This window comes from Pseudoalteromonas spongiae UST010723-006, from assembly GCF_000238255.3.
Taxonomy (GTDB): Bacteria; Pseudomonadota; Gammaproteobacteria; order Enterobacterales; family Alteromonadaceae; genus Pseudoalteromonas; species Pseudoalteromonas spongiae.
In genome coordinates, this window is sequence record NZ_CP011039.1 from 1,767,404 (window position 1) to 1,789,495 (window position 22,092).

General features: G+C 41.2%; 16 protein-coding genes. 9 read left to right on the top strand and 7 right to left on the bottom strand.

The genetic code is table 11. From position 1 onward, the window contains the following. Positions 1-21: 21 nt before the first annotated feature. Positions 22-1,275 carry a sodium:proton antiporter NhaD gene (gene nhaD, locus PSPO_RS08320; protein WP_010559897.1) on the bottom strand — a complete coding sequence of 418 codons (1,254 nt, stop codon included), beginning with the start codon at positions 1,273-1,275 and terminating at the stop codon, positions 22-24. Between the two features lie 194 nt (positions 1,276-1,469). Here nhaD and PSPO_RS08325 point away from each other — a divergent pair, with 194 nt between their 5' ends. The 5 genes from PSPO_RS08325 to PSPO_RS08345 all read left to right on the top strand — a co-directional run bounded on the left by PSPO_RS08325 (position 1,470) and on the right by PSPO_RS08345 (position 7,910). After that, the gene (locus PSPO_RS08325) at positions 1,470-2,717 is read left to right on the top strand and encodes a hypothetical protein (protein ID WP_010559896.1); all 1,248 of its coding nucleotides are present in this window, start codon (positions 1,470-1,472) and stop codon (positions 2,715-2,717) included. Between the two features lie 5 nt (positions 2,718-2,722). Beyond that, positions 2,723-3,274, top strand: coding sequence for a condensin complex protein MksE (locus PSPO_RS08330; RefSeq protein ID WP_010559895.1), 552 nt, complete (start codon positions 2,723-2,725; stop codon positions 3,272-3,274). After that, positions 3,274-6,072 (top strand): hypothetical protein, encoded by a 2,799-nt coding sequence (locus PSPO_RS08335; protein WP_010559894.1) that lies wholly within the window; start codon positions 3,274-3,276, stop codon positions 6,070-6,072. Before PSPO_RS08330 ends, PSPO_RS08335 begins: the two co-directional genes overlap by 1 nt. Positions 6,073-6,194: 122 nt before the next feature. Beyond that, entirely contained in the window at positions 6,195-6,827 is a 633-nt protein-coding gene (locus PSPO_RS08340) for a lysoplasmalogenase (protein ID WP_010559893.1), read from the top strand. 48 nt (positions 6,828-6,875) lie between these two features. Next, complete coding sequence (locus PSPO_RS08345) at positions 6,876-7,910, top strand: phospholipase effector Tle1 domain-containing protein (RefSeq protein WP_010559892.1); 1,035 nt, start codon at positions 6,876-6,878, stop codon at positions 7,908-7,910. A gap of 375 nt (positions 7,911-8,285) precedes the next feature. Here the strand turns inward: PSPO_RS08345 and PSPO_RS08350 are convergent, their stop codons facing one another. From PSPO_RS08350 to PSPO_RS21635, 3 genes are all read right to left on the bottom strand, one after another. Then, positions 8,286-9,056, bottom strand: a complete 771-nt coding sequence (locus tag PSPO_RS08350) for a hypothetical protein (protein ID WP_010559891.1) — start codon at positions 9,054-9,056, stop codon at positions 8,286-8,288. A 366-nt stretch (positions 9,057-9,422) separates the two neighbouring features. After that, entirely contained in the window at positions 9,423-9,842 is a 420-nt protein-coding gene (locus PSPO_RS08355) for a nuclear transport factor 2 family protein (RefSeq protein ID WP_010559890.1), read from the bottom strand. Positions 9,843-10,244: 402 nt separating this feature from the next. Then, the gene (locus PSPO_RS21635; RefSeq protein ID WP_010559889.1) at positions 10,245-10,583 is read right to left on the bottom strand and encodes a hypothetical protein; all 339 of its coding nucleotides are present in this window, start codon (positions 10,581-10,583) and stop codon (positions 10,245-10,247) included. A 104-nt stretch (positions 10,584-10,687) separates the two neighbouring features. Here PSPO_RS21635 and PSPO_RS08365 point away from each other — a divergent pair, with 104 nt between their 5' ends. Next, a complete protein-coding gene (locus PSPO_RS08365) occupies positions 10,688-12,082 on the top strand; it encodes an MFS transporter (protein WP_010559888.1) in 1,395 nt (464 codons plus the stop codon). A gap of 59 nt (positions 12,083-12,141) precedes the next feature. Here PSPO_RS08365 and pyrC read toward each other — a convergent pair whose 3' ends face one another. Further along, positions 12,142-13,179 (bottom strand): dihydroorotase, encoded by a 1,038-nt coding sequence (gene pyrC, locus PSPO_RS08370; RefSeq protein WP_010559887.1) that lies wholly within the window; start codon positions 13,177-13,179, stop codon positions 12,142-12,144. 167 nt (positions 13,180-13,346) lie between these two features. Here pyrC and PSPO_RS08375 point away from each other — a divergent pair, with 167 nt between their 5' ends. After that, on the top strand, positions 13,347-15,038 hold the full coding sequence (locus PSPO_RS08375; protein WP_010559886.1) for a collagenase: 1,692 nt from the start codon (positions 13,347-13,349) through the stop codon (positions 15,036-15,038). 87 nt (positions 15,039-15,125) lie between these two features. Beyond that, on the top strand, positions 15,126-17,498 hold the full coding sequence (locus tag PSPO_RS08380) for a GGDEF domain-containing protein (protein ID WP_010559885.1): 2,373 nt from the start codon (positions 15,126-15,128) through the stop codon (positions 17,496-17,498). A 34-nt stretch (positions 17,499-17,532) separates the two neighbouring features. Here PSPO_RS08380 and metE read toward each other — a convergent pair whose 3' ends face one another. Continuing rightward, the gene (metE, locus tag PSPO_RS08385) at positions 17,533-19,803 is read right to left on the bottom strand and encodes a 5-methyltetrahydropteroyltriglutamate--homocysteine S-methyltransferase (protein WP_010559884.1); all 2,271 of its coding nucleotides are present in this window, start codon (positions 19,801-19,803) and stop codon (positions 17,533-17,535) included. Between the two features lie 304 nt (positions 19,804-20,107). Here metE and PSPO_RS08390 point away from each other — a divergent pair, with 304 nt between their 5' ends. Continuing rightward, a complete protein-coding gene (locus PSPO_RS08390; protein WP_010559883.1) occupies positions 20,108-20,992 on the top strand; it encodes a LysR family transcriptional regulator in 885 nt (294 codons plus the stop codon). A gap of 34 nt (positions 20,993-21,026) precedes the next feature. Here the strand turns inward: PSPO_RS08390 and PSPO_RS08395 are convergent, their stop codons facing one another. Further along, positions 21,027-22,076 carry an AI-2E family transporter gene (locus tag PSPO_RS08395; RefSeq protein ID WP_010559882.1) on the bottom strand — a complete coding sequence of 350 codons (1,050 nt, stop codon included), beginning with the start codon at positions 22,074-22,076 and terminating at the stop codon, positions 21,027-21,029. Positions 22,077-22,092: the final 16 nt, after the last annotated feature.

A 22,092-nucleotide genomic window follows, 5' to 3' on the forward strand; every position in this document is an offset into this window, starting at 1 on the left:
TAGCCGTCTAGCTGTCAATCACTAATTAAGAAATAAACAACCAACTAAATATGATGATGAATAACCAATGGTGTAGGCAATCATCAAATACATAAACATGCGAAGGTAACTTACAAAGGTCAGTTCCTTAATTTTGCTCATCGCAATAATGCCCGCAGCTGAACCGATAATCAGCATTGAGCCGCCTACACCGGTTGCATAGGTAAAGGTTAACCACTGACGTGTATCCATTACAATATCTGCTTTTAGTAGTGCTGCGGTAAGCGGTACGTTATCTACGGCCGCTGACAAAATACCCATAAAGTAGTTTGCATATTCAGGTGCAAGTACTTCATAAAGGTGGGTAAATTGATTCAACACACCAATCTCTTTCATCGCACCTACAAGTAGTAACACACCTACAAAGAATAATAAGGTGTCGTACTCAATTTCACGTACGTAATCGATAATCTTTTTATTCACGTCTTTTTTGCGCATTAAGAATTGCGCAACTAAGAACATTAGCGATAAACCAAATAAGAAGGTTAATAATGGCGGAATGTGATACCACACACTAAACATCAGTGTCGCTACGATGGTCGAAACAAAAATACAGGCAATGGTGATATCGGTTTTTTCAATGCGGCGCAGTTCGACTTTTTCAAAAGTAATAGTGCCTTTCATGCCCATACTTAGCATCGCCGCTAAAATAAATACCGATAACGCTGCAGGAGCCACAAGCAACAATAAGTTAGCAATGGTGACTTTATCAGCAAGGAAAATCATTAAAGTAGTTACATCACCGGTGATAAGCGATACCCCACCCGAGTTAACCGCAAATATAATAAGCGTGGCATACTTAATGAGTTTTTTGGCATCAAGCTTTAACGACATCACAACCGCCAGCGATATCAGCGTTGCCGTGATGTTGTCAGAAATCGACGAGAAGAAAAATGCAAACGCACCGATTAAATACATTAAATTGCGTTCGCTCATTTCATTAGGCAATACCCTATGCACCAAGCTTTGAATAAACCCTTTGGAGTTTAAATAAGCAACAAAGGTCATCGCTGCCATCAAAAACAACCACAAGGTCGCAATTTCTAAAATATTATGATCGAGTTCTTTTTGAACAGATTCTGGGCTTTGCCCATGTAAAGGGGAAATAAAGAGAATAATCCAGCACAAAGTTCCAAAAAATAGCGTTGTTTTGGCTTTGTTTACGTGGATAATATCCTCTATAACAATCAGCACGAATGCGATTATTATCAGCGCGAGAATAACACCTGACACCATCTTGTTATTTTAACCTGTAGAGTTGAGTTAAAAATTTGAACGAACACCCAACCTGCAGTCGATACGAAGCCTGTTGAGCGGCGCGAAGTGTAGCACTGAAGATTACCTAAAACCACTACGGTTTTAGTCTAATTACACATTTTTTTTATAAAAAATTTACTTTTTGGATAGATATCAAGTTAACGTGGATAAATATGATCCCACCTAAAAGAATTCTAGCAACCTTGGTAGACAATTGGTCACTGATTGAAGCCCTAATTAAACGCTTTGATTTTGGCGATTTTAGCTTCCAAGATGCCCAAAGCTTGTTAAAAAAGTTAGAACCAAAACTCTCTTCCGAGGCGGTATTTAAGCAAATTAACAAGTTGATCCAGTTAGAGATCATCATACCTTTAGCTAAATCGTCACAGCTCGAAATTAACCGTGCTATTGCCGATTTCTCGCAGTTTTTATTGCAAGAAGAAAGCCTTGGCCTCGTTGGCGAGATTCACGTACTCGTTGACGATTTGGCGCGCTTAAACCAACGTTTATCTAACGCTGGCTTTAACGACGATGAAATGGAAATTAAACGAAACGCCCGCATTATGGATGAGCGCGTGCGTAAAATTGTTAAATTATTCCAACATAATCAAAACGCTATTTTTAACCTTGTTGAACAAGCTAAATCTAACGACTCTAATTTAACGCTGGCAAAACGCTATAAAGCAGTCATTGACGCATTTGATGAATACATTGAACCAATGCTAAATATGGTCGATATTGGCGGCGAATTTAAGCTCTGTTTTGAGCAAATTGAAGCCTCACTGAGTGACTTGATTATTCACTTCACCACCCTCGGCAAATTTAAACACGAAAAGCGCCAGCTAGAGCAATTGCGCAGCCGTATTTTAGATATGTACCTTATTGGTCAGCAGTCTCTTACCAAAAGTGCCGATGTATTATTGCCGCTACGTGAAGAACTGCGCCGCAATACGCAGCTAACCAAGCAAACCTCAGAGGTACTTGCGCTTATTCGTAAACAAGGGGTGGATAAAATCCTTGGCGAATTTATGCCATATTTCAGCTCAGAGGCGCAACGATTATCGCTTGGTTCTAACAACCAAATCACTGCGTATATGGCCGAGCTTGCTGAATTTGAGCACGACGAATACGAATTACCGGATATGAGTGCGGTAAATCAATACATTGCACCTAATATTCCTGATTACAATCACGTAAAACAACGCTTTACGCAAGCTAAACGCAGCAAAAAAGCGTCTATTATGGATTTCTTAACGACCACCTATGATGAACTAGAAACTGACGAGTTATTATACCTTTATCAAAAACTAGCAAGCGATCACACGCTCGCTATTTCACACGGCGAGCAAGTAACCATTCAAAGTGGCAATAAACAGCTTACGCTCAAGCCGTATCTCGCAAGTGCAGTTTCATCGGATTAATTTTTATGTCTCAAATCGATTTATCATTGCTTTCAGAGCTTAAAGCAATCAACAAAAAACTGGTGTCTGGCTACCATATTTGCGAGCAAGACAGCCAACTATTTCAACAACTTGATCAAGAGTTTGATGCCTATGAAGCGCTTTTTGCTGCTCTTGGCCAAACCCTTGTTCACGATGCCCGCGGGTTTTATTACCTGCAAGTGGATGAGGGCACCCCGAATATGGGTAAAATCTCGCGCTCATTTGCCCTTACCATTTACGTGTTGATTGAGCACTATGCCAACCTCGGTAAAGATCCACTAGTTGCCCTATTCGATACAGATATCGACCTTGAACTGATGATGACCTTAGCGCAGAACAACAAGCACTTGTTTGATCAGCTAGAGATCTTTTCGGGGAGCGATATGCGCCGCGATGTATTTTTACGTATGGTCAGGCTTGGCGTTGCCCGCGAAACTGAACTGGGTTTTCGTATTCTTGCCTCAGCACACCGCTATTTAGATGCCCTAAACGACATTAGCAATTTTCAAAGTCATATGGATGAGGAGCAAGTGTAATGACTGAATTATATGGATTAACTAAACTTGCCCTCTTAAATACCGCAGGTTATGCAAAATGCGTGATCCCGCTCAATAAAAGTAGCTCTATTTGTGCGCCTAATAACACAGGTAAAAGCTCAGTTATCAACGCATTACAGTTTCCACTGATTAACGATTTGCGTTTAACCGAATGGGACGGACACGACCTTGACGAAACCCGTAAATTCTATTTTGCATCTGATCAATCGTATATTCTACTAGAAGCAGAGCTTCCCCATGGCCCAGTAGTTATTGGTGTAGCTGGTCTTGGTAAAGTAGCAGGGTATGGTTACCAGTATTTTTGCTACCACGGTAAATTAGATTTAGCCGACTACACGCAAAACAAACGCATTTTGAAATACACTCAGCTATTTAAAGAGTTAGGTGAAAAAGGTTACGCTCCGTATGAGCTTAAAGCACAAGAGCTAAATGCCTTGCTAACTGGCGGCGCAACCCCATTTGATAGCGTGCTTAACCTTAAAATGATCCCGCTTAATCATGCCCATGACGCACCTATTTATAAAGAGATCTTCCGCCGAATTCTTAACTTACATAAGCTTGGTGCGCAAGATGTAAAACGCTTTATGTTAAAAGTGTTTGAGCGTCATATGTCAAATGCCAAGGTGGACTTTTACGATGTGTGGCAACGCGCCTTTGAAAAAGTAAATCGTGCAAAAATAGAATTAAAAGCGCTTGAGCAAAACGGCGAAGCCATCACTGCGCTTGAAAGCATGTTAGAGCATCAAAGTGCACTAAAAGGTAAACTTGCGGCCTTTGCGCCAAAAATTGATAAAGCCTTAATTGATTACAGCGACTTTAACGACAACAAACTGATTGAAATCACCGAACAGCTTGAAGGCATTGAAAGCGAGAAAATCGAGTTTGAACAGCGTCAAAGCCTGTATGTAGGTCAACTACGTGAGATTGAGCGTAAACGCACCCAACTTGATGCTTGGTTTAGTGAATTTTCAACCCTTAAAAATGAATTTGAGCTAGTTAACGAAGCACAGTTAAAAGCCGAGCTTTCACAAGTAAAAAAAGAATACGATGCGCTCTCGCATACCCTTGCCAGCGCCGAAGGGCAATCACTTGTTACCCTAGATTTCCGCATTAAAGATGCCACCAAGCAAATTAAAAGCTTAAAACAGCAGCTTAAAAACCTTGAGTACAACTTGTTCACTCGCATGCGCGAAGACTTATCACTGAAAGAAGTGGAAGATATTTCGTGCCTACTTAATCACGATATTATGACCATGGCAACGTCTGGTAAAAACGACATCACCATTCATGATGAAACGGCATTTAGTGAACTGCTTGATTTAATTTCCCGCTCAATAGAAGGTAATGTAGCCAAATTGCCGGGCATTGATATTCCATTAAAGGGCTTAACCGCGCTTAAAATGCAATCGGGCGATGATAAAGAAACCATTAAGGCACAAATTAATGCGTTTGAAACATCGTTGAAAGAATTACTGGCACAAAAAGAAGTTGCTGTTGATTTAGAAGGCAAAAAGCAAGAAAAAGAAACCCTTTACCAAACAGTCATGGCGCACGAAGCCGCGCTTAGCCAGTATGCTAAATACACCACTATGCTTGCCTCAATTGAAGCGCAAGAATTATTACTGTCACAGCTTGAAAGCGAGCAAGATGAGGTAGAAGGGTTACTCAGTGAAGTGCAAAACGCCGTTGCCACCATTGCCGACAGACGCTCAATTATTAAAGCTAACCGCGATATGCTGGCGCGCCAAAGTGCCCGTTTAGCGCAAGTGAAATCAGAACGTATTGACCATACTCTTGATTTTTACTCAGGTAAGTCAACGCCCTACCCAATTGATATCACCATTGATTTTGATAACTTGGCCGATTTAATTCATGGCTTTAACAAAGACTGTCATGAGCTTAGAAATTTTGCGGTTAACGTATCAAACACCTACCTGCATATTTACAACGCAGGCCTGACAAAATTTGATGGCGAAACCGACGAATACGTAAAGTATCAAAAAGTGATTAATGCATATCATAACCTTGATAACGAGCAACAAGCGGTAGAACGCCAAGCGCGCGTGGCATTGACCGAAGTAGCTGCCACCATTAAAGGGCTGCGCGAAGATTTAGATCGTCTACGCCGTGAAATGAACAGCTTTAATAGCGGCATTAGCCAGCACCGTATTTCAAACTTAAAGAGCTTTAAAATCGAAGTACTGCCGCGCAAACAGCTTATTGAAAGTATTGATACCATTATCGCTACCTCAAATAAGCTCGATAACGGCGACACGCTCGATTTACTTAGTCAACAAGTGTTTGACGAAAAAGAGATTAATCGCGCAAAAGATCATTTAATTGAGCTTGCCACCGGCAATGGCGGTTTAACCTTAAGTGATTTATTTGATATTCGCTTTGTCGTGGTCAACCGCGCAGGCGAGCAAGATACCTTTGATAAAATCGATTCTGCTGGTTCAAACGGTACCCGTATCACCATTAAGCTACTGTGCGGCATGTTATTTATTCGCTACTTATTAGCAGATAAAGAACAAAGCAAATACCGTATTCCTATCTACATTGATGAAGCGGCTGATATCGACCCGCAAAACCAGCAAGCGATTATTGAAACCGCGTACAGTTTTGGTTTCGTGCCGCTATTTGCCTCAGTTAAACCGCAGGTCAGCTGTGAATACATCGTGCCTATTCGCACGGTAAGCGATGGTAAACAAAACTGGGTAGATGAAAACGACTGGATTGCAGTAAGCGATACTGAAAGTGATTTAGTAGCAAGCTAATTCATCACAGCGCAAATTAATTAAAAGCGGCACAAAATAAGTGCCGCTTTTTGTTATAAACTGTTGAGTTATTCGCAGTTCTTGCGTATTTTGGACACAATTTTGTTGTAAAACCGTTAATTATGTTTAATACACTTCTGCCTTTTATTTTTATTTCGGCATACAGTCATATTTACTTTGATAGCTTAAAAAAAGATGCACTCTGTTATATTTTTAAGCCGTTAACCACCATTTTGATCATTTGCCTTGCGTATATGCAAACTAACACCTTTACCCCTGTTCACTATTGGGTATTTGGCGGATTAGTCTTTTCACTTATTGGCGACATTTTTTTAATGTTGAAAAAAGACTACTTTTTGCAAGGGCTTATCGCGTTTTTTATCGCTCATGTAGCCTATGTGATTGCCTTTACCGACACTACAGGCTTTGAGTTTAATGGTTGGCTGCTGCTCTTTTTATTAACCTATGCGGGCATACTCATTGCCGTTTTAAATAAACATTTAGGAAAGTTCCGTATTCCGGTTTACGCCTATGCAACGGCACTGACGTTAATGGTGCTTACAAGCTACAACTTCTTCCAGCTATCGTGGCACTACATGAGCCTTTACGCCTTTGTTGGTGCGCTGTTTTTTATGGTGTCGGACTCAATTTTGGCGTATCGCCGTTTTGTTAAAGAATATGCGTGGAGCCAACCTGCTATTTTAGCGACCTACTACATTGCGCAAAGTATGATTGCGCTTAGCTTAACCAATTAGCCTTGAATGGGTTTTTAGAATAAAGAGTATTAACAAGGACTGTTTTAAATGAACGCCGTATTTTGCTTCGATGGCACCTGCAACGAACCCAGTGATGTGGATGATGTATTTTACAACAGCAGCATCAGCAATATTTTAAAAACCCATATTTTTTGCGGTGGTGATTTAATCAATACAAGCCACGCCTTTGAGCAGCAAAAAAGTTTTTATTACGCAGGCATAGGTACTTACGGCAATTGGTTAAGCCAAGTATTCAATACCATGTTTGCACCTGAATACGCTGATTTAGAAAGTATTTACAAGCAAGCCTACAATGACTACCTCACCCTTAGAGGTGATGACCAGATTTTTATTTTTGGTTTTAGCCGCGGCGCCGCAATTGCAAGGCGCTTTGCCAGCAAACTCACTGAGCAAGGTCGAAAAATCACTTTTTTAGGGGTATACGACACGGTTGCGTCTATTGGCATGCCTGATTTAAGCGCACACACTCAGCCTGCAAGCGATGTGGTTTTTGAAAACAACAGTGTAAGCCCGCTAATTCAACAGGCAGTGCATTTAGTTGCTATAGATGAACGCCGAATTGCGTTTCAACCCCTACTGATGGCACCGGGTGCTAATGTAAAAGAAGTGTGGTTTGCAGGTGTGCATGCAGATATTGGCGGCGGCTTTTGGCACGATGGTCTTGCCGATATTTGCCTAAGCTATATGCTTGAAGAGGCAAAGCGCTTTGGTTTACAAGTGCTTGAACTTCATCAAGTCGATTACTCAAAACTTAGTGAGAACGAGGTATCCATCGGCTCTGACGATATCGCCATCTTCCCGCAAATTGATGCCCCACTTCACCAGAAAGCCCGCACTGGTTTTATGTCATCAAAAACCTTAAATCCAAGGCAAGTGCGCGTTGATTGTATGGAAGACTGTATGCCGCTGGTACATTACAGCGTGGTTGAACGCTTTGTTAACATTGCCGATTACCGCCCAATCGCCCTTCGCAATAAACCATTTCAGTTGCTATTACCTAGTGGTGAACGCAGTGGAATGATTTTTGGGATAGAGGGAATGAGGGAATATTCAGTTTTATAGTTTAAGAATATAGCAAAGCTTGCTTCCATGCGGGTATCTTGCGCCATCCATGGCGCCCTCGTTCATTCTTTTTAAACGGCCAAAAAGAACGAACCAAGAAAAAGCCGACCCAAAATCAAACAAATTCTTCAAAGAAAAATTGAAATGAACGCAGACAGCATACAATCGATTTCCCTATCTCAGGTATGCTTTTGCCAGCATCCTTGCTGGCAATTGCTCATCAATTATTCTTTTCAGGTTTGATTAAGGGGAAAGGGAGTGAACTTTAATGTCAATTGCTACTGGATTCTAAGAGCCCGAACCTAACGCTAAAAACGCCGAGCTAAGCGGCGCAGCTTTGCTGCGTCCTTGCTTGAGCGCCTAGTTATGAGTTTTCTATTCATCATATCCGTCATTGTGAGTAATTATAATGTCTGAGTAAAACTGCTTTTCGCTTAAACTACCAGCATTAACAGCTTCTAGAAAATCACTTAGCGGCATACCATGAGATTTGTACTCTTTAGTAATTGGGCCAATAAGGATCATGTTGTTGTATTGATCTAATTCGTCATCGTCTGCGCCGTAAGTAACATATTTTACTGAAGTTCCAGCCATTGCTTTTAATAGTGAAAGAATGTGTTCTTTCTGAAACCCTCGTCCGAACATTATGGCAGGAGCAGTCCACTCCGCAGCTAAACTTTGTGCAAACTCACCTGAGAGAGGGATGTCTAATTTAGCGAGGTTGTTTTTTATACGAATATGGTCGGCGAGGTTTGGGTTAATCAAAACCTGATAAGAAGACCAGTCTATTTCGAGTTTTTCGGCTATATCTTTCGCCTCGCCTTCTTTTTTTGAAGTCACGGCCTGAGGAATCTTTAATTTGCTTTTCGGATCTCCTGACTTGCTAAGAAGATAATCATGATAATAGGAGTCTTCTTGCATCTCGGGTCGAAACTTAGTCTGTAAAAGGAAAATAGCAAATAGAAATACTGGAACATTAATTACAGATGCAACAACTAATAATCCTCGCCCCCAAATTGGTTCATCAAGGGAAATCGCTGTAGTTAAAAAGCTTCCATTTACAAGTATTAGACCAACTAACCAAGCCCCGAGAAGTTGGATTGGCTTGTTGATTTTACTTGGGTCAATTCTATTTTTACTATCCATGCCTAATACTCATAACAGCTTATTAGTGCTCATTTCGATTTAAGGAAGTTATCCACAGCCTAAAACTTGCATACTAATAAGTAATTTTATTTAATATTTTCAGTAGATTATCAGTAGTTTTTGCCCTAGCAATTTATAATTGAGTTTAGATAATCGAGCCGATTAAAATTTTACATTACGTGCCATATTAGTGTTGCTGGTTGTGTACATACTTATTGACGTCAGTTTGGCCAATGACCACTGTTCGCTCATTTGCGACTTTGAAGGCTACTGCTTATCCCCTTTCTCTTATATCAAACCCGTGAATCGAATTTTGAGCTGATAACGCGAAGCTTTCCTTCTTAAACTTTGTGATACGAGCTAAGTTTATTCTGACAGCACGGCAATTCTGTCTAAATCTCGACTTGGAAAATCAGGATCGACATATACATACATTCGGCTTATTCTTTTTCCTTCGAACTCAAAGACACTACAAAAACGGCCAATCGATATTTTATTGTCAGGCCAAGCAGTTCCATCACTCATCACACCACCTTCCTGCCCTTCAACAATGACTTTATTTCCTGCCGTTGTTATTTCAAACCCGTCAATATCGTGCCAAATACTCGTTAACGAGCTTCCAATGCGATTGCCAAACTCTACTAGTGCATTTTTACCTTTAGCCTGCCCAAATTTAGGAAAGAAAAAGTCCACATCCTCCGAAAATAAGTCGAGATAACTAACGTCTCCTCCATCTACTTTCTCGAAATACATAATTACTAGCTCGACTAAATCATTTTTTTCCATATTTATTAATTCATCCATAATAACGTTGTGTATAACAAATTACCGAAGGCAGTACTCTACTTTTATCGTAACTTCGGCTATTTGTATTCTGAAGCAATTTATATCATTAACAATTAGTCGTTACTAGTCATATGTTTAATTGATATTTATGAGCTTTGAAATCAGGTCTGCATTTAGCACGAAAACTTTCAAAGCATCTAACTCTTCCTAACTCAGATGTGAGCGATTGCCTCCCCTTAATCAAACCTGAAAACGGATTTTAAATGAGTAATGCGAGACAGGGAGCGTAGCAGTCGAGCAAGCCATACTGATGCATGGGTGAATAGCGTCTAGAGACGAACGAAGTTCGGCTAGCTATGAACGCGAGAAAAGGACTTCGAGCTGGAAAGCGTACAGGGACGTTTAGCGCGCCGATTCATGGCGTTTATGTTCACATTTAAAAGACGTTTGAAGATTAAGTTTGATTTTGGGGGCGCCGAGGGATTCCAAAGGGAGACCGGCGATAGCCTCCCTTTGACTGCTGTCGCCAGCGCGACAAATATACGGCAAATAGAACTCAGTTGCTGAGAGAAAAATCTCATTCCTCATTTCAGCGTTCATTAAAATGATTTGAAACCAATTCACGCAGCATTCTAATTGTCCTAACAGGCAAAAGTTAATTAAATTAGTTAATACAAGAGAATACTTCTTCAGCGCGACAACTCCCCTTTCCATTTTCACAAAAGTCACTTGCAAACTCACATTCAAATACCAATACACCTGAAGACGAAAACCTCAACTTCCCCCTTGGAAATCCCCTCTCAATCCTCTAGTATTACTGCCTAACTGTGTAAAAAAGTATTTCAATGAAATCATTCCCTTCGCTTTATTTCACAAACTTATTTTTGATTGGTGGGACGGGTTTACTCACCACTTACCTAGCGCTTTATTTAGGCCAGCATAATGTCTCCACATTCTGGATTGGTTTACTCACTTCTTTTTATTATTTAGGTTTGTTACTAGGTTCTAAGTTGGGTTACCACTTAATTAAATCGGTTGGTCATATTCGTACTTTTGTGGCAAATACTGCTGCGGTGACGGCTTGTGTTGCAGCGCATGCGCTCAGTGATAATATTTACCTCTGGTTGGCACTTCGCTTAATTGTTGGTCTTAGCATGATGTGTAATTACATGGTGTTAGAAAGCTGGCTTAATGAGCAAGCAGCGCCCGAATCCCGAGGCCGGGTATTTTCGTTTTATATGATCACTTCATACCTAGGTATGGTGCTTGGTCAATTAGCGCTATCGCGTTTTCCAGAGCTCGGTTATGCCCCACTCTTTTTAGTCTGTATGGCGTTGTCGCTTGGTATTATTCCAATTTCTATTACTCGGCGTATTCACCCTAAACCGCTCAAACCAATTCAAGTGAGTTTATTTGGCTATTTTAAAAAAGTACCACAGTCGCTTACGGCAGTGCATTTTGCAGGCATTATTAATGGTAGTTTTTATGGTTTGGCACCTACGTTTGCAAGCCTTTCGGGCTTTAGCGCCCAAGAAATTGCATTATTTATGTCTATCACCATTTTTGCAGGTTTATTGGCGCAGTGGCCGATGGGTGTTATTTCCGACAAAATACGCCGCAGTATTTTAATTCGCAGTAACGCGGTTGCCATTGGTGTGGTGAGTTTGGCCTTATTTTTATTGCCACTTACTCAGTATGTCGCTTATGCCCTAACTTTTGCCTTTGGCTTATTTGCATTTACGCTCTACCCGCTTTCATCAGCGCTAGCAAACTCGCGTGTAGAAGATGAAGATCGTGTAGGTGTATCGTCTGCCTTGTTGATTATGTTTGGCGCAGGCGCCGCGATTGGTTCGGCCGTGAATGCGCAAATTATGGCGTTTTTTGGTCACCAAGCTTTGTATGGTTCAACTGCGGTGCTCACTGTGGTGATGTTTGCACTGCTAAGCTTTATTAACTCTAAGCAAAAAGCGGAACAACCCGAGCCAAGCGATTATGTGGTGGGTACATCCGATGTAACCGCATCACCACTGGCTGCAACTATGGATCCGCGTATTGAAGAAACCACAGCGCACGAACAATTGCTGGTAGTAGATGAGGAAAACACTCACTCTCAAGAAGATTTAGACGATGAAGAGTTTGATGACCAAGAGTTTACTAAGCAGCAACACCCAGATTTAGATGTAAGTTCAGAGCAAACCCTAAAAGCAAATGAAGATAATAAAAATCAAGCTTCAAGCTAACTTATTTAAATAACAAAAAAGCCCGCATTTAGCGGGCTTCTTACTTTTGGAAAAATGTATTACTTCACTTTCCACGTAATTTCATCGCCTGCGCGAATTGGCACAACAACGTCATCGCCTAGTGGGTATGACTCTGGTACTTGCCACGTGTCTTTTTCAAGTGTGACTGTGTCGGTATTGCGTGGTAAACCGTAGAAATCTGGGCCATTAAAGCTCGCAAACGCTTCTAACTTATCAAGTGCGCCTGCTTCTTCAAATGCTTCTGCGTATAGCTCAAGTGCAGCGTGCGCAGTGTAAGAACCAGCACAACCACATGACGCTTCTTTTTTATCTTTTAGGTGCGGCGCTGAATCTGTGCCTAAGAAGAATTTTTTGCTGCCGCTTGTTGCCGCTTTAATTAACGCTTCTTGGTGAATATTGCGCTTTAAAATTGGTAAACAGTAATAATGTGGACGAATGCCACCTGCTAGCATGTGGTTACGGTTATACAGTAAGTGATGCGCCGTAATGGTTGCTGCAACATTGTCGCCTGCTGCCGCGACAAATTCTGCCGCATCTTTTGTGGTAATGTGCTCTAGTACAATTTTCAGATTTGGGAAATCATCCACAATTTTGCACAGAATATTTTCAATAAATACTTTTTCGCGGTCAAAAATATCAATGCTTGAATCAGTTACTTCACCGTGAATTAGTAACAGCATACCTACTTCAGCCATGGCTTCAAATACCGGGTACATGCCTTCAATTGAAGTTACGCCTGAATCTGAGTTAGTGGTTGCGCCTGCTGGGTATAATTTAGCAGCAACAATTTTACCGCTCGCTTTCGCTTTTTTAATTTCTTCTGGCGTTGTTTTATCTGTTAGATATAACACCATTAGCGGTTCAAAGTTGCTGTTATTGTGCGCTTGAATTCGCTCGTAGTAGCTAAGGGCAGAATCAGTACAGGTTGCTGGTGGTACAAGGTTAGGCATAATAATCGCGCGACCCATGTAACGGCTTACGTCACGTACGGTGTCTTTTAACTGGTCGCCATCACGTAAGTGAATGTGCCAATCGTCTGGGCGAGTAATGGTTAATTTAGCAGTTGTGTCTGTCATGATCCTACCTTTTATTGACGGTGAGCGGACGAACGTCCGATTGTGCTGATCTTATTGACTTGTGATGCCGCTGTAAAGCGCTAGCGTAGAGGTTTATCGATAATAATTGTATACAATATCCCTTTTTGATAAGTTAGCGCACACATTAATAAAAATAGAGACCAAAAATGAAACTAACACGCGCTACTTCTCTGTTATTAACAGGGTTACTTGCTTCAGGTTGTGCATCGACAAGCAACGAGCCAACAGCCACGCTTTTACAAAGCCCTATCACAATTAACACACAAGCTTATTGGCAATTAGGTTTAACCAACAGTGACTTTGATGCCCTAGTTACCAATTTAAACGCTGGCGCCGACATTAATGAAACCCTTTATGCCCTGCGCGGTTTTAGCTATTTTGGCAATACGAAGAATTTAACAGCTGAGCAATTAACCGCACTAGACAGCGCGTTGTTTGCCCGTATGCAAACCATCTCTAAAGACGACTATCGCGCCATCGAAAACTACGCGGTAACACTTTACCGTTATTACTACTTTGATGATTTAAAAGATAAATTAGCTAAACACTTACCTTTATTACCAAACCTAGCGCTTAGCGATGCAAGCCCGCTTGCAGCGCAATATGCTAAGTGGGAACAACTTCGTGCTATTGGCTTTTTAGCATTTGAAGCACGCAGTGAAGATGAGATTAAACAAGCGGTACTTGCACAAACTAAGTGGCAGCAAGAATTACTCGACTTGCTTCAAACCGACAACAGCTGGCAGCAAGCGCACGCGGCTTGGGCGCTTGGTTACCTTCATTATATCTTAGATGATGAAGCAGCTGAAAAAGCACTTGATGAAAAAGTGTGGGCGGCACTTGAGCAAAACCCAAACACAAATAAAGAGTTTATCTTTTCACAGCGTTATTTAGTTAATAGCTTCCGTGGTAAATCAGCTTGTGATGAGGAGTTTAAAGGCCGCTGCAGCGAAATTACACTTGATGATGCCCTGCCAATTAACCACAAATGTTCAGATTCGCTGTTTATTCGCGCACAAACTTTGACTACCGAGCAACTTAATATCAGTTGCGAGCGTTTAATTTCGCAAGAATCACATTTCCACGACGTATACGCTACTAAGCGCCAGCCTGTGCCTAACGACTTTAATGAAGCGCTGCGCGTTGTAATTTTTGATAACTACACAGGCTACAACCAACACGGCCAAATGATCTTTGATATCAGCACCGACAATGGCGGTATGTACATTGAAGGTAAGCCGAGCAAGCCCGGTAACCAAGCTACTTTTTATTCTTTTAAAGCTTTTTGGAAAGAAGGTTTTTCGGTTTGGAACCTAAACCACGAATACGTGCACTACTTAGATGGCCGTTTTAATAAATACGATGGTTTTGGCCACTTTCCAAGCCACTTAGTATGGTGGAGCGAAGGTGGTGCTGAATTAATTGCACAGGGTAAAAGCAATGACCGCGTGAATAAGTTGCTGCACGAAACAGAGCAAGCAAAATGGCCTACTTTGCGTGAAGTCTTTGACACTACCTACCAAGATGGTTCAAAACGTGTTTATCAGTGGTCGTATTTAGCGCACCGTTATTTATCAGAAAATGCCATAGATGATTATCGTCAGTTAGCGCACTTTTTACGTACTGACTACTTTGATGGCTACAGTGAACTGCTTGACAGTTTAGTGGCTAAACACAGCGATAAGTTCGCACACTATTTAGCAAGCTATAAGCAAACTAATCCACACCAAGACGCGGCGCAGAAAGAAAAGCCAAATAGACTATATCGTTATTTATATCGCGATTATTTAATGCCTAAAACGCTTAAAATTAACGCCGAGCATAATCATATTTTATAAAGGCAAAACAAACTTTTATTGAGCAAAAGTGCTTGCTGAGTTACATTTGTGTTAATTTCTAATAACACACGGCTAGCAAGCGCTTTTATGCAGTATTCATCGGGCGACAATGTAGACGCAATTACCACCAGAGCTAATCAGTTAAGTATTATTAACGAGTTTGCCTCGTCGCTCATTCGTATTGTTGATCTCGACGAGCTCTACGACTACGTAACGCATCAAGTAGTTAAACGCCTCGGTTTTGATGAGTGCTCCATTTTTATCGCCGATTTAGAAAAGCAAATACTCAACCAAGTTTCGTCCATTCATAAACACAATGATATTGAAAACGAACAGCTCGCAATTTCGATTTCAGAAGGTATTTGCGGCCATGTGTTTGAAACCGGCTGCGCCGAAATTATTAGCGACGTATCACAAGACAAGCGTTACTTAGATATTAGCGGCAACGTGCTTTCGGAAATATGTGTACCACTAGTTTACGACGGCCAAGTGCTTGGCGTAATTGATTGCGAACACCCTGAGAAAGACTACTACACTGCCGATCATTTAAGTATTTTAACAACCGTTGCGTCAATGCTTAGCGCTAAAATTGACCAGTGCAAAACGGTTGCCAATCTTACCGATACTATTAATCAGCTTAACTACGCACAGCTGCTTGAAAAAGGCATGTTGCAAATTGCTAACTTAAGTTCAGATTCGCAGACCATGGATAGTTTTTATACTGGCCTGCACGACATTGTTAAAACCTTACTGCCCGCCGAAAATCTGTTTATTGGCTATTACAATAAACAAACCCGAGGCTTAGAAATTCCTTACATTATTGAGCATGGCGTAGAGCGTATTACGTTAAAACGCTTTAGCAATGCGCAAATACAAAAAACCGCATCGGTTTATGCCATCAATAAGCAACAAGCCGTGCTAATCAATGGCGATGAATACCAACGCCATATTGATAACGGTGACTTTGATTTAATTGGTGCACAGCCTAATTCTTGGCTTGGTGTACCGTTTGAATTAAACGACGAGCTATCGGGCATTATTGTAGTGCAGAGTTACAACCACAGCGTTAGCTACACCGAGCACGACAAAGACTTATTAACTTATATTAGCCAACAAATTCGCCTTGTGATTAATCGCGTTTTTGCCGAGCAAGCATTGCAGCACAAAGTAATGCATGACGAACTTACAGGCATTGCCAACCGCGCATTGTTAATTGACCATTTAACCCTTGCGATTAACGCACTTGGCCGCAGTAACAACCCTAAAATTCATGCCCTGCTCTATTTAGACTTTGATCGTTTTAAAATGATTAACGATACTTTAGGCCATCAAGTCGGGGATAAATTTTTAGTTAAGATCTGCAACATTATTGGTCAATGTATTCGCGAAACCGATACCTTTGCACGCTTAGGTGGCGACGAGTTTGCTATTTTACTGTGTGATATTTTTGGCGCTGAAGACGTTACACCTGTAATTGAGCGCATAAAGCTCGCGCTGAAAGATCCTATTTTAATTGATGACCATTTACTGCAAGCATCGACCAGCATTGGTGTTGCCTTTGCCAACAAAGACACCGACGAAGCCTATAAAATTTTACAACGCGCCGATGCGGCAATGTATCAAGCAAAATCACTTGGTCGTGGCAAAGTACAGTTTTTTAACGACACCATGCGACAAAAACTAAAAGGCGCAGCACTGTTAGAAAGCGATATTCAAAGTGGTATGAACAAACATGAGTTTGCGCTTTTCTATCAGCCTATTTTTACCATTCAAACGGGCGAAATCATTGGTTTTGAAGCGTTAGTGCGTTGGCATCACCCCGAGCGTGGGTTTATTTCACCTGCTGATTTTATTCCACTAGCAGAAGAAACCGGACAAATCCTCGCCCTTGATTTACATATTTTAGAACTTGCGGCAAAACAATTACGCCTTTGGCACGGCACATTACCTGAAGACTTTAAAGTGACCGTAAATGTGTCATCTAAGCATTTCTCAACGTTAGAGTTTGCTGATTTTATTCAGCGCCTTTACTTTGAGTACAAACTACCGTTAGGCAGTTTATGCATTGAAATTACTGAATCGGGGCTAATTGAAAATCTTTCCCTTGCGACAGAAATAATTGAAAAGCTGAAAACCTGCGGCGTAAAACTGTGTTTAGATGACTTTGGTACGGGTTATTCGGCGCTCGGTTATTTGCATCAATTACCTATTCATATTTTAAAAATTGATAAAAGCTTTATTGATAATCTTAACTGCGGCGAAAACCACCCATTGGTTGATGCTATTTTAACGCTTGCCAGCGCCCTTGAATTTGACGTGGTAGCTGAAGGAATTGAAACTCAAACTCAGCTCGATGTGCTGAAACAAACTAAATGCCAATATGGCCAAGGCTTTTTGGTAGCAAAACCTATGCCTGCAAAACAAGCTTTTACCTTTTTAACCACAGGAAAACTGAGTTAATCCAAACTCAGTTTTCCTACATATCACACGTGACTTAAGCGAGTTCTTGTCTGAGCTCTTTTGCTGCGGTTACCATGTTTTTAAGTGCTGCTTGGGTTTCTTGCCAGCCACGGGTTTTTAAACCGCAATCTGGATTTATCCAAAGGCGCTCCACCGGCACTTTCTTCGCTGCCTCTTTCATCAACTGTTTAATCCAGGTTACCTCTGGAATATTCGGGCTGTGAATATCGTAAACGCCAGGTCCTATCTCATTTGGATAATCAAAATCTTCAAATGCGTTAAGCAATTCCATATTTGAACGCGACGTTTCAATGGTAATTACGTCTGCATCCATATCGGCAATCGCCGCGATAATATCGTTAAATTCGGCATAACACATATGGGTATGAATTTGCGTGCTGTCGCTTACGCCAGATGCCGATACACGAAACGCATACGCCGCCCAGTTTAAATAGTCTTGCCACTTTGATGCTTTTAAAGGCAACCCTTCACGAAATGCAGGTTCATCAATTTGAATAATGTTTATGCCCGCTTTTTCTAAATCAACCACTTCGTCGCGCAGCGCCAGCGCTATTTGATTGGCAATGATTGGTTTTGCTAGATCATCGCGGATAAATGACCAAAACAAAATCGTTACAGGGCCTGTTAACATGCCTTTCATCTGTTTGTTAGTGAGTGATTGTGCATATTCGGTCCAGTTAACCGTCATCGGGTGTTTACGGCTAATATCGCCCCAAATAATCGGTGGTTTAACACAGCGTGAGCCATACGATTGCACCCAGCCAAATTGTGTAAAGGCAAAGCCTTCGAGCAATTCACCAAAATACTCCACCATATCGTTACGCTCTGCTTCGCCGTGAACTAGCACATCGAGGTCAACAGCTTCTTGCTGTGCTACGGCATAAGAAATCTCATTTTGCATTTGAGCCGTGTAATCGGCTTCGCTAATATTCCCGGCTTTAAAATCGCGACGCGCCTTACGGATAGCCGTTGTTTGCGGGAAAGAGCCAATAGTAGTCGTTGGTAAAATAGGTAAACCAAGCGCTTGCTTTTGAACCAACTGACGTTTAGCAAAAGGGCTCGTACGCTCACCATCTTGCTTGGTTAGGCTATCAAGGCGTAACTTCACTGCGGCATCGTTTACACGAAGCGATTTAGCACGCGCTTTCACTGGCGCTGAATAATCAATGAGCGAAGTTATATCCCCCGACAGCAAGGCCTGTTTCAATAACGATAATTCGTGCCCTTTTTGTTTTGCAAATGCAAGCCAGGATTTAATTTCACCATCAAGCGTTGTTTCTAAGGCTAAATCAACAGGCGTATGCAACAACGAACACGAAGGCGCTAACCAAACATGCTCACGTGATGAAACCACCGATTGTATTTGGTTGAAAACCGCTTCGAGATCCGTTTTCCAAATATTACGGCCGTTGATAACACCTAAAGACAATACTTTATCTTTAGCTATGCGCTCGTTAATGTTATCTATATCTTGCGCTTCGGCAACCAAATCAAAATGCACGCCGTCTACTGGGTACGCTGCAATATCATCTAGGTAATTTTCTACTGAACCAAAATACGTTGCCAGCAGCAGCTTTACACCTTGTCCTTGCAGTTTATTAAAACTGGCTGTGAGCGCATATAGGTATTCTGGTGTTAGTTCTAACGCTAAAATAGGCTCATCTATTTGCACCCATTCAACACCTAAATCAGCTAATTTACTCAATACATGTTGATACGCTGTCAGTAGACGTGGCAGCAGGGCCAACTTATCAAATTCGCCGACAGTTTTTGCCAAATGCAAATAAGTTACCGGACCAACCAACATAGGTTTCACCTGATGACCGAGCGCTTGCGCTTCTTTTACCTGATCAAACAGCTCTGTAAAGCTAATTTCAAATGTTTGATTTTCAGTCAGTTCAGGTACGATGTAGTGATAGTTGGTATTAAACCACTTGGTCATTTCACTTGCAGCGCATGCACAACCAGACGGTGCTCTGCCGCGCCCAATGCGAAATAAGGTGTCTAAATCTACCGTTTGTGTTTCATTTTGGTGACGCCTTGGTACCACGCCGAACAGCAAAGAGGTACTAAGTACATGGTCGTACCATGCAAAATCCCCTACAGGCAACAACTCAACACCTTGGCTTTGCTGTAATTGCCAATTGTCTTTGCGAATTGCTTGTCCTTGCTCTTGCAATTCTTTGAGTGAACTCTCATTTCGCCAATAGGCCTCAACCGCCTTTTTAAGTTCGCGCTTTTTCCCGATACGGGGAAAACCTAAGTTGTGAATTGTAATTGCCATCTTGGTATCCTTTTTATTTAAGACGTTTAGATGGCTAAATATTAGTGGTAAATTTAATTCAACAAAATCGCAAGTTTTTCCAATTTAACTTGAAATAAATTAATACAAAATAGAAAATCAAATTTTTCCATATAAGCCAAACACCAATTGACAGCGTTATCATAATTTATACATATATATAAAATAGAAATTTATTATTAAAATGACGGCGATATGTACAAATCAACATTGAAACATGAAAAATAAACAGCTAGTATCAAATCTCTCTCACGGTCGTTCAAGTTTAATATGAGTATTCCTAAAGATGATTGATGTAAAACACCTTAAAACCATCGCAACCCTTAAAGAGACAGGGTCTTTGGTTAATACCGCACGAGAGCTTTTTTTAACGCAATCTGCTTTATCTCACCAAATCAAAGATTTAGAAAACAAACTCGATTGCCAGTTGTTTGAGCGTAAAACACACCCCGTACGTTTTACCCCACAAGGTATGTTGTTGTTAGAGCTTGCTAATGACGTACTGCCAAAAGTGGAAGCAACCAAATGCAGATTAAAAGAGAGCTTAAACCAACCTATCTCGCAATTGCGTTTAAGCGTTGAATGCCATGCGTGTTTTCATTGGTTATTGCCAACAATTAAAGAATTTAACAACTTTTGGCCGGATATTAAGGTGGATTACGAGCGAGGTTTTAGCTACGACGCCATTCCGGAGCTGTTAAACGATGAGTTGGATTTAGTACTTACTTCGGATATTCGTGAAACAGAGCGCCTTGAGTTCGCACATTTATTTGATTTTAAGTTAAAGCTAATTGTCAGCCCAGATCATCCGCTAGCTAAAAAAGCGTATGTAACCGCGCTTGATTTAAAAGACGAAACGATTATTTCGTATCCGATCCCACGCGAAAGACAAGATATTTTTAAGCACTTTATTCAAAATGCGCGTTTCGATGGCACCTTAAAAACTGTCGATCAAGGCTTGCTTATTTTTCAGCTTGTAAGCGCCGGTATGGGTGTTGCCGCTTTACCAGATTGGTTAGTAACCCCTTATGAAAGCCAAGGATTAATTAAGTCAATCCCACTAGGTGCGCTTGGTTTATCACGCCCGATGTATTTAGCGATGAAAAAAACCATGAGCGACAATCCAGTTTATCGTCACTTTTTAAATACCTGTAAACAAAAAAAGGGTTAGCAAATGCTAACCCTTTTAACTATTTAACTACAAATTAGCTTTCTAGTTCTTCATTAATTTGCTCTTCGCCACTTAATAACATTGCAAGCCAGCGCCCTTCTTCACTGTTTTCAAGGGCAATTTTCACAACCATGGTAAGCGGTACAGACAGCAACATGCCAACCGTGCCAAGTAACCAGCCCCAAAACAATAATGATAAAAACACGACAAGTGGTGATAAGCCTAAACCTTTACCCATAAAGCGTGGCTCAATCATATTGCCCATTACGGTGTTAATTGCCATGTAACCAATGCCAATTAAACCTGCAACGCCAGGCCCTTGCAGTACAACAGCAAGTAATACCGCCGGAATTGCCGCAATGATAGAACCAATATTAGGAATATAATTTAAGAAAAACGCCAAGACGCCCCACAAAATAAAATAGTCGATGCCAAATGCCCAAAGCATTACCGTAACCAAAACACCGGTCGCTAAACTAACCAGTGTTTTGATAGCGAGATACGAATTAACCGAGTCTAAAAATAGGTCGATTTGTTTTTGCTTCATATCGGGATCATCAAGGGCTAAATGCACTTTTTTACCAATGTAAGGCGCTTCAACAAGCATAAATACGACGGTTAAAATAATTAAAAACAAGTCAGCCATTACGCCACCAACGCCCGCGAGTGTATTCGCCGCAAGATCGATAAGTTTGCCGGGATCTAAAAACGACATAATGCGATCTTTATCGATCAAAATATTATACTCAGCCAACATGGTTAATAAGCCTGAGAACTCGGTTTGTAATTGCTCTTTATACACGGGAACATTTTGCGAAAAGCCATTAACCGATTGACCAACAAGCCCTGCCAGACTGACCACAATTAACATAATTAGTAAAATAACCAGTGTAATTGCTGCGCCTTTTGGTACGCGATAACGTCCCATTAAATTAATCAACGGACTACAAATAATGGCAATAAATACGGAGAGTAAAAACGGAACGACAATTGCGCTTGCTAATTTCAAGCCGGCTAAAACAACGATTAAGGCCGCAAAAATCAATAAACTTTTACTGGCACCAGTAAAATTGGGCTGAACCATAGCTATCCTTAGTTCG

Excerpts from the sequence above, each read along its gene's own strand:
- PSPO_RS08345 (WP_010559892.1), top strand. The coding sequence starts at position 6,876 with ATGAACGCCGTATTTTGCTTCGATGGCACCTGCAACGAACCCAGTGAT.
- PSPO_RS08395 (WP_010559882.1), bottom strand. The coding sequence starts at position 22,076 with ATGGTTCAGCCCAATTTTACTGGTGCCAGTAAAAGTTTATTGATTTTT.
- PSPO_RS08380 (WP_010559885.1), top strand. The coding sequence starts at position 15,126 with ATGCAGTATTCATCGGGCGACAATGTAGACGCAATTACCACCAGAGCT.
- PSPO_RS08375 (WP_010559886.1), top strand. The coding sequence starts at position 13,347 with ATGAAACTAACACGCGCTACTTCTCTGTTATTAACAGGGTTACTTGCT.
- PSPO_RS08355 (WP_010559890.1), bottom strand. The coding sequence starts at position 9,842 with ATGGAAAAAAATGATTTAGTCGAGCTAGTAATTATGTATTTCGAGAAA.
- PSPO_RS08390 (WP_010559883.1), top strand. The coding sequence starts at position 20,108 with ATGATTGATGTAAAACACCTTAAAACCATCGCAACCCTTAAAGAGACA.
- metE (WP_010559884.1), bottom strand. The coding sequence starts at position 19,803 with ATGGCAATTACAATTCACAACTTAGGTTTTCCCCGTATCGGGAAAAAG.
- PSPO_RS08335 (WP_010559894.1), top strand. The coding sequence starts at position 3,274 with ATGACTGAATTATATGGATTAACTAAACTTGCCCTCTTAAATACCGCA.
- PSPO_RS08350 (WP_010559891.1), bottom strand. The coding sequence starts at position 9,056 with ATGGATAGTAAAAATAGAATTGACCCAAGTAAAATCAACAAGCCAATC.
- pyrC (WP_010559887.1), bottom strand. The coding sequence starts at position 13,179 with ATGACAGACACAACTGCTAAATTAACCATTACTCGCCCAGACGATTGG.
- PSPO_RS08325 (WP_010559896.1), top strand. The coding sequence starts at position 1,470 with ATGATCCCACCTAAAAGAATTCTAGCAACCTTGGTAGACAATTGGTCA.
- PSPO_RS08340 (WP_010559893.1), top strand. The coding sequence starts at position 6,195 with ATGTTTAATACACTTCTGCCTTTTATTTTTATTTCGGCATACAGTCAT.
- PSPO_RS08365 (WP_010559888.1), top strand. The coding sequence starts at position 10,688 with ATGAAATCATTCCCTTCGCTTTATTTCACAAACTTATTTTTGATTGGT.
- PSPO_RS08330 (WP_010559895.1), top strand. The coding sequence starts at position 2,723 with ATGTCTCAAATCGATTTATCATTGCTTTCAGAGCTTAAAGCAATCAAC.
- nhaD (WP_010559897.1), bottom strand. The coding sequence starts at position 1,275 with ATGGTGTCAGGTGTTATTCTCGCGCTGATAATAATCGCATTCGTGCTG.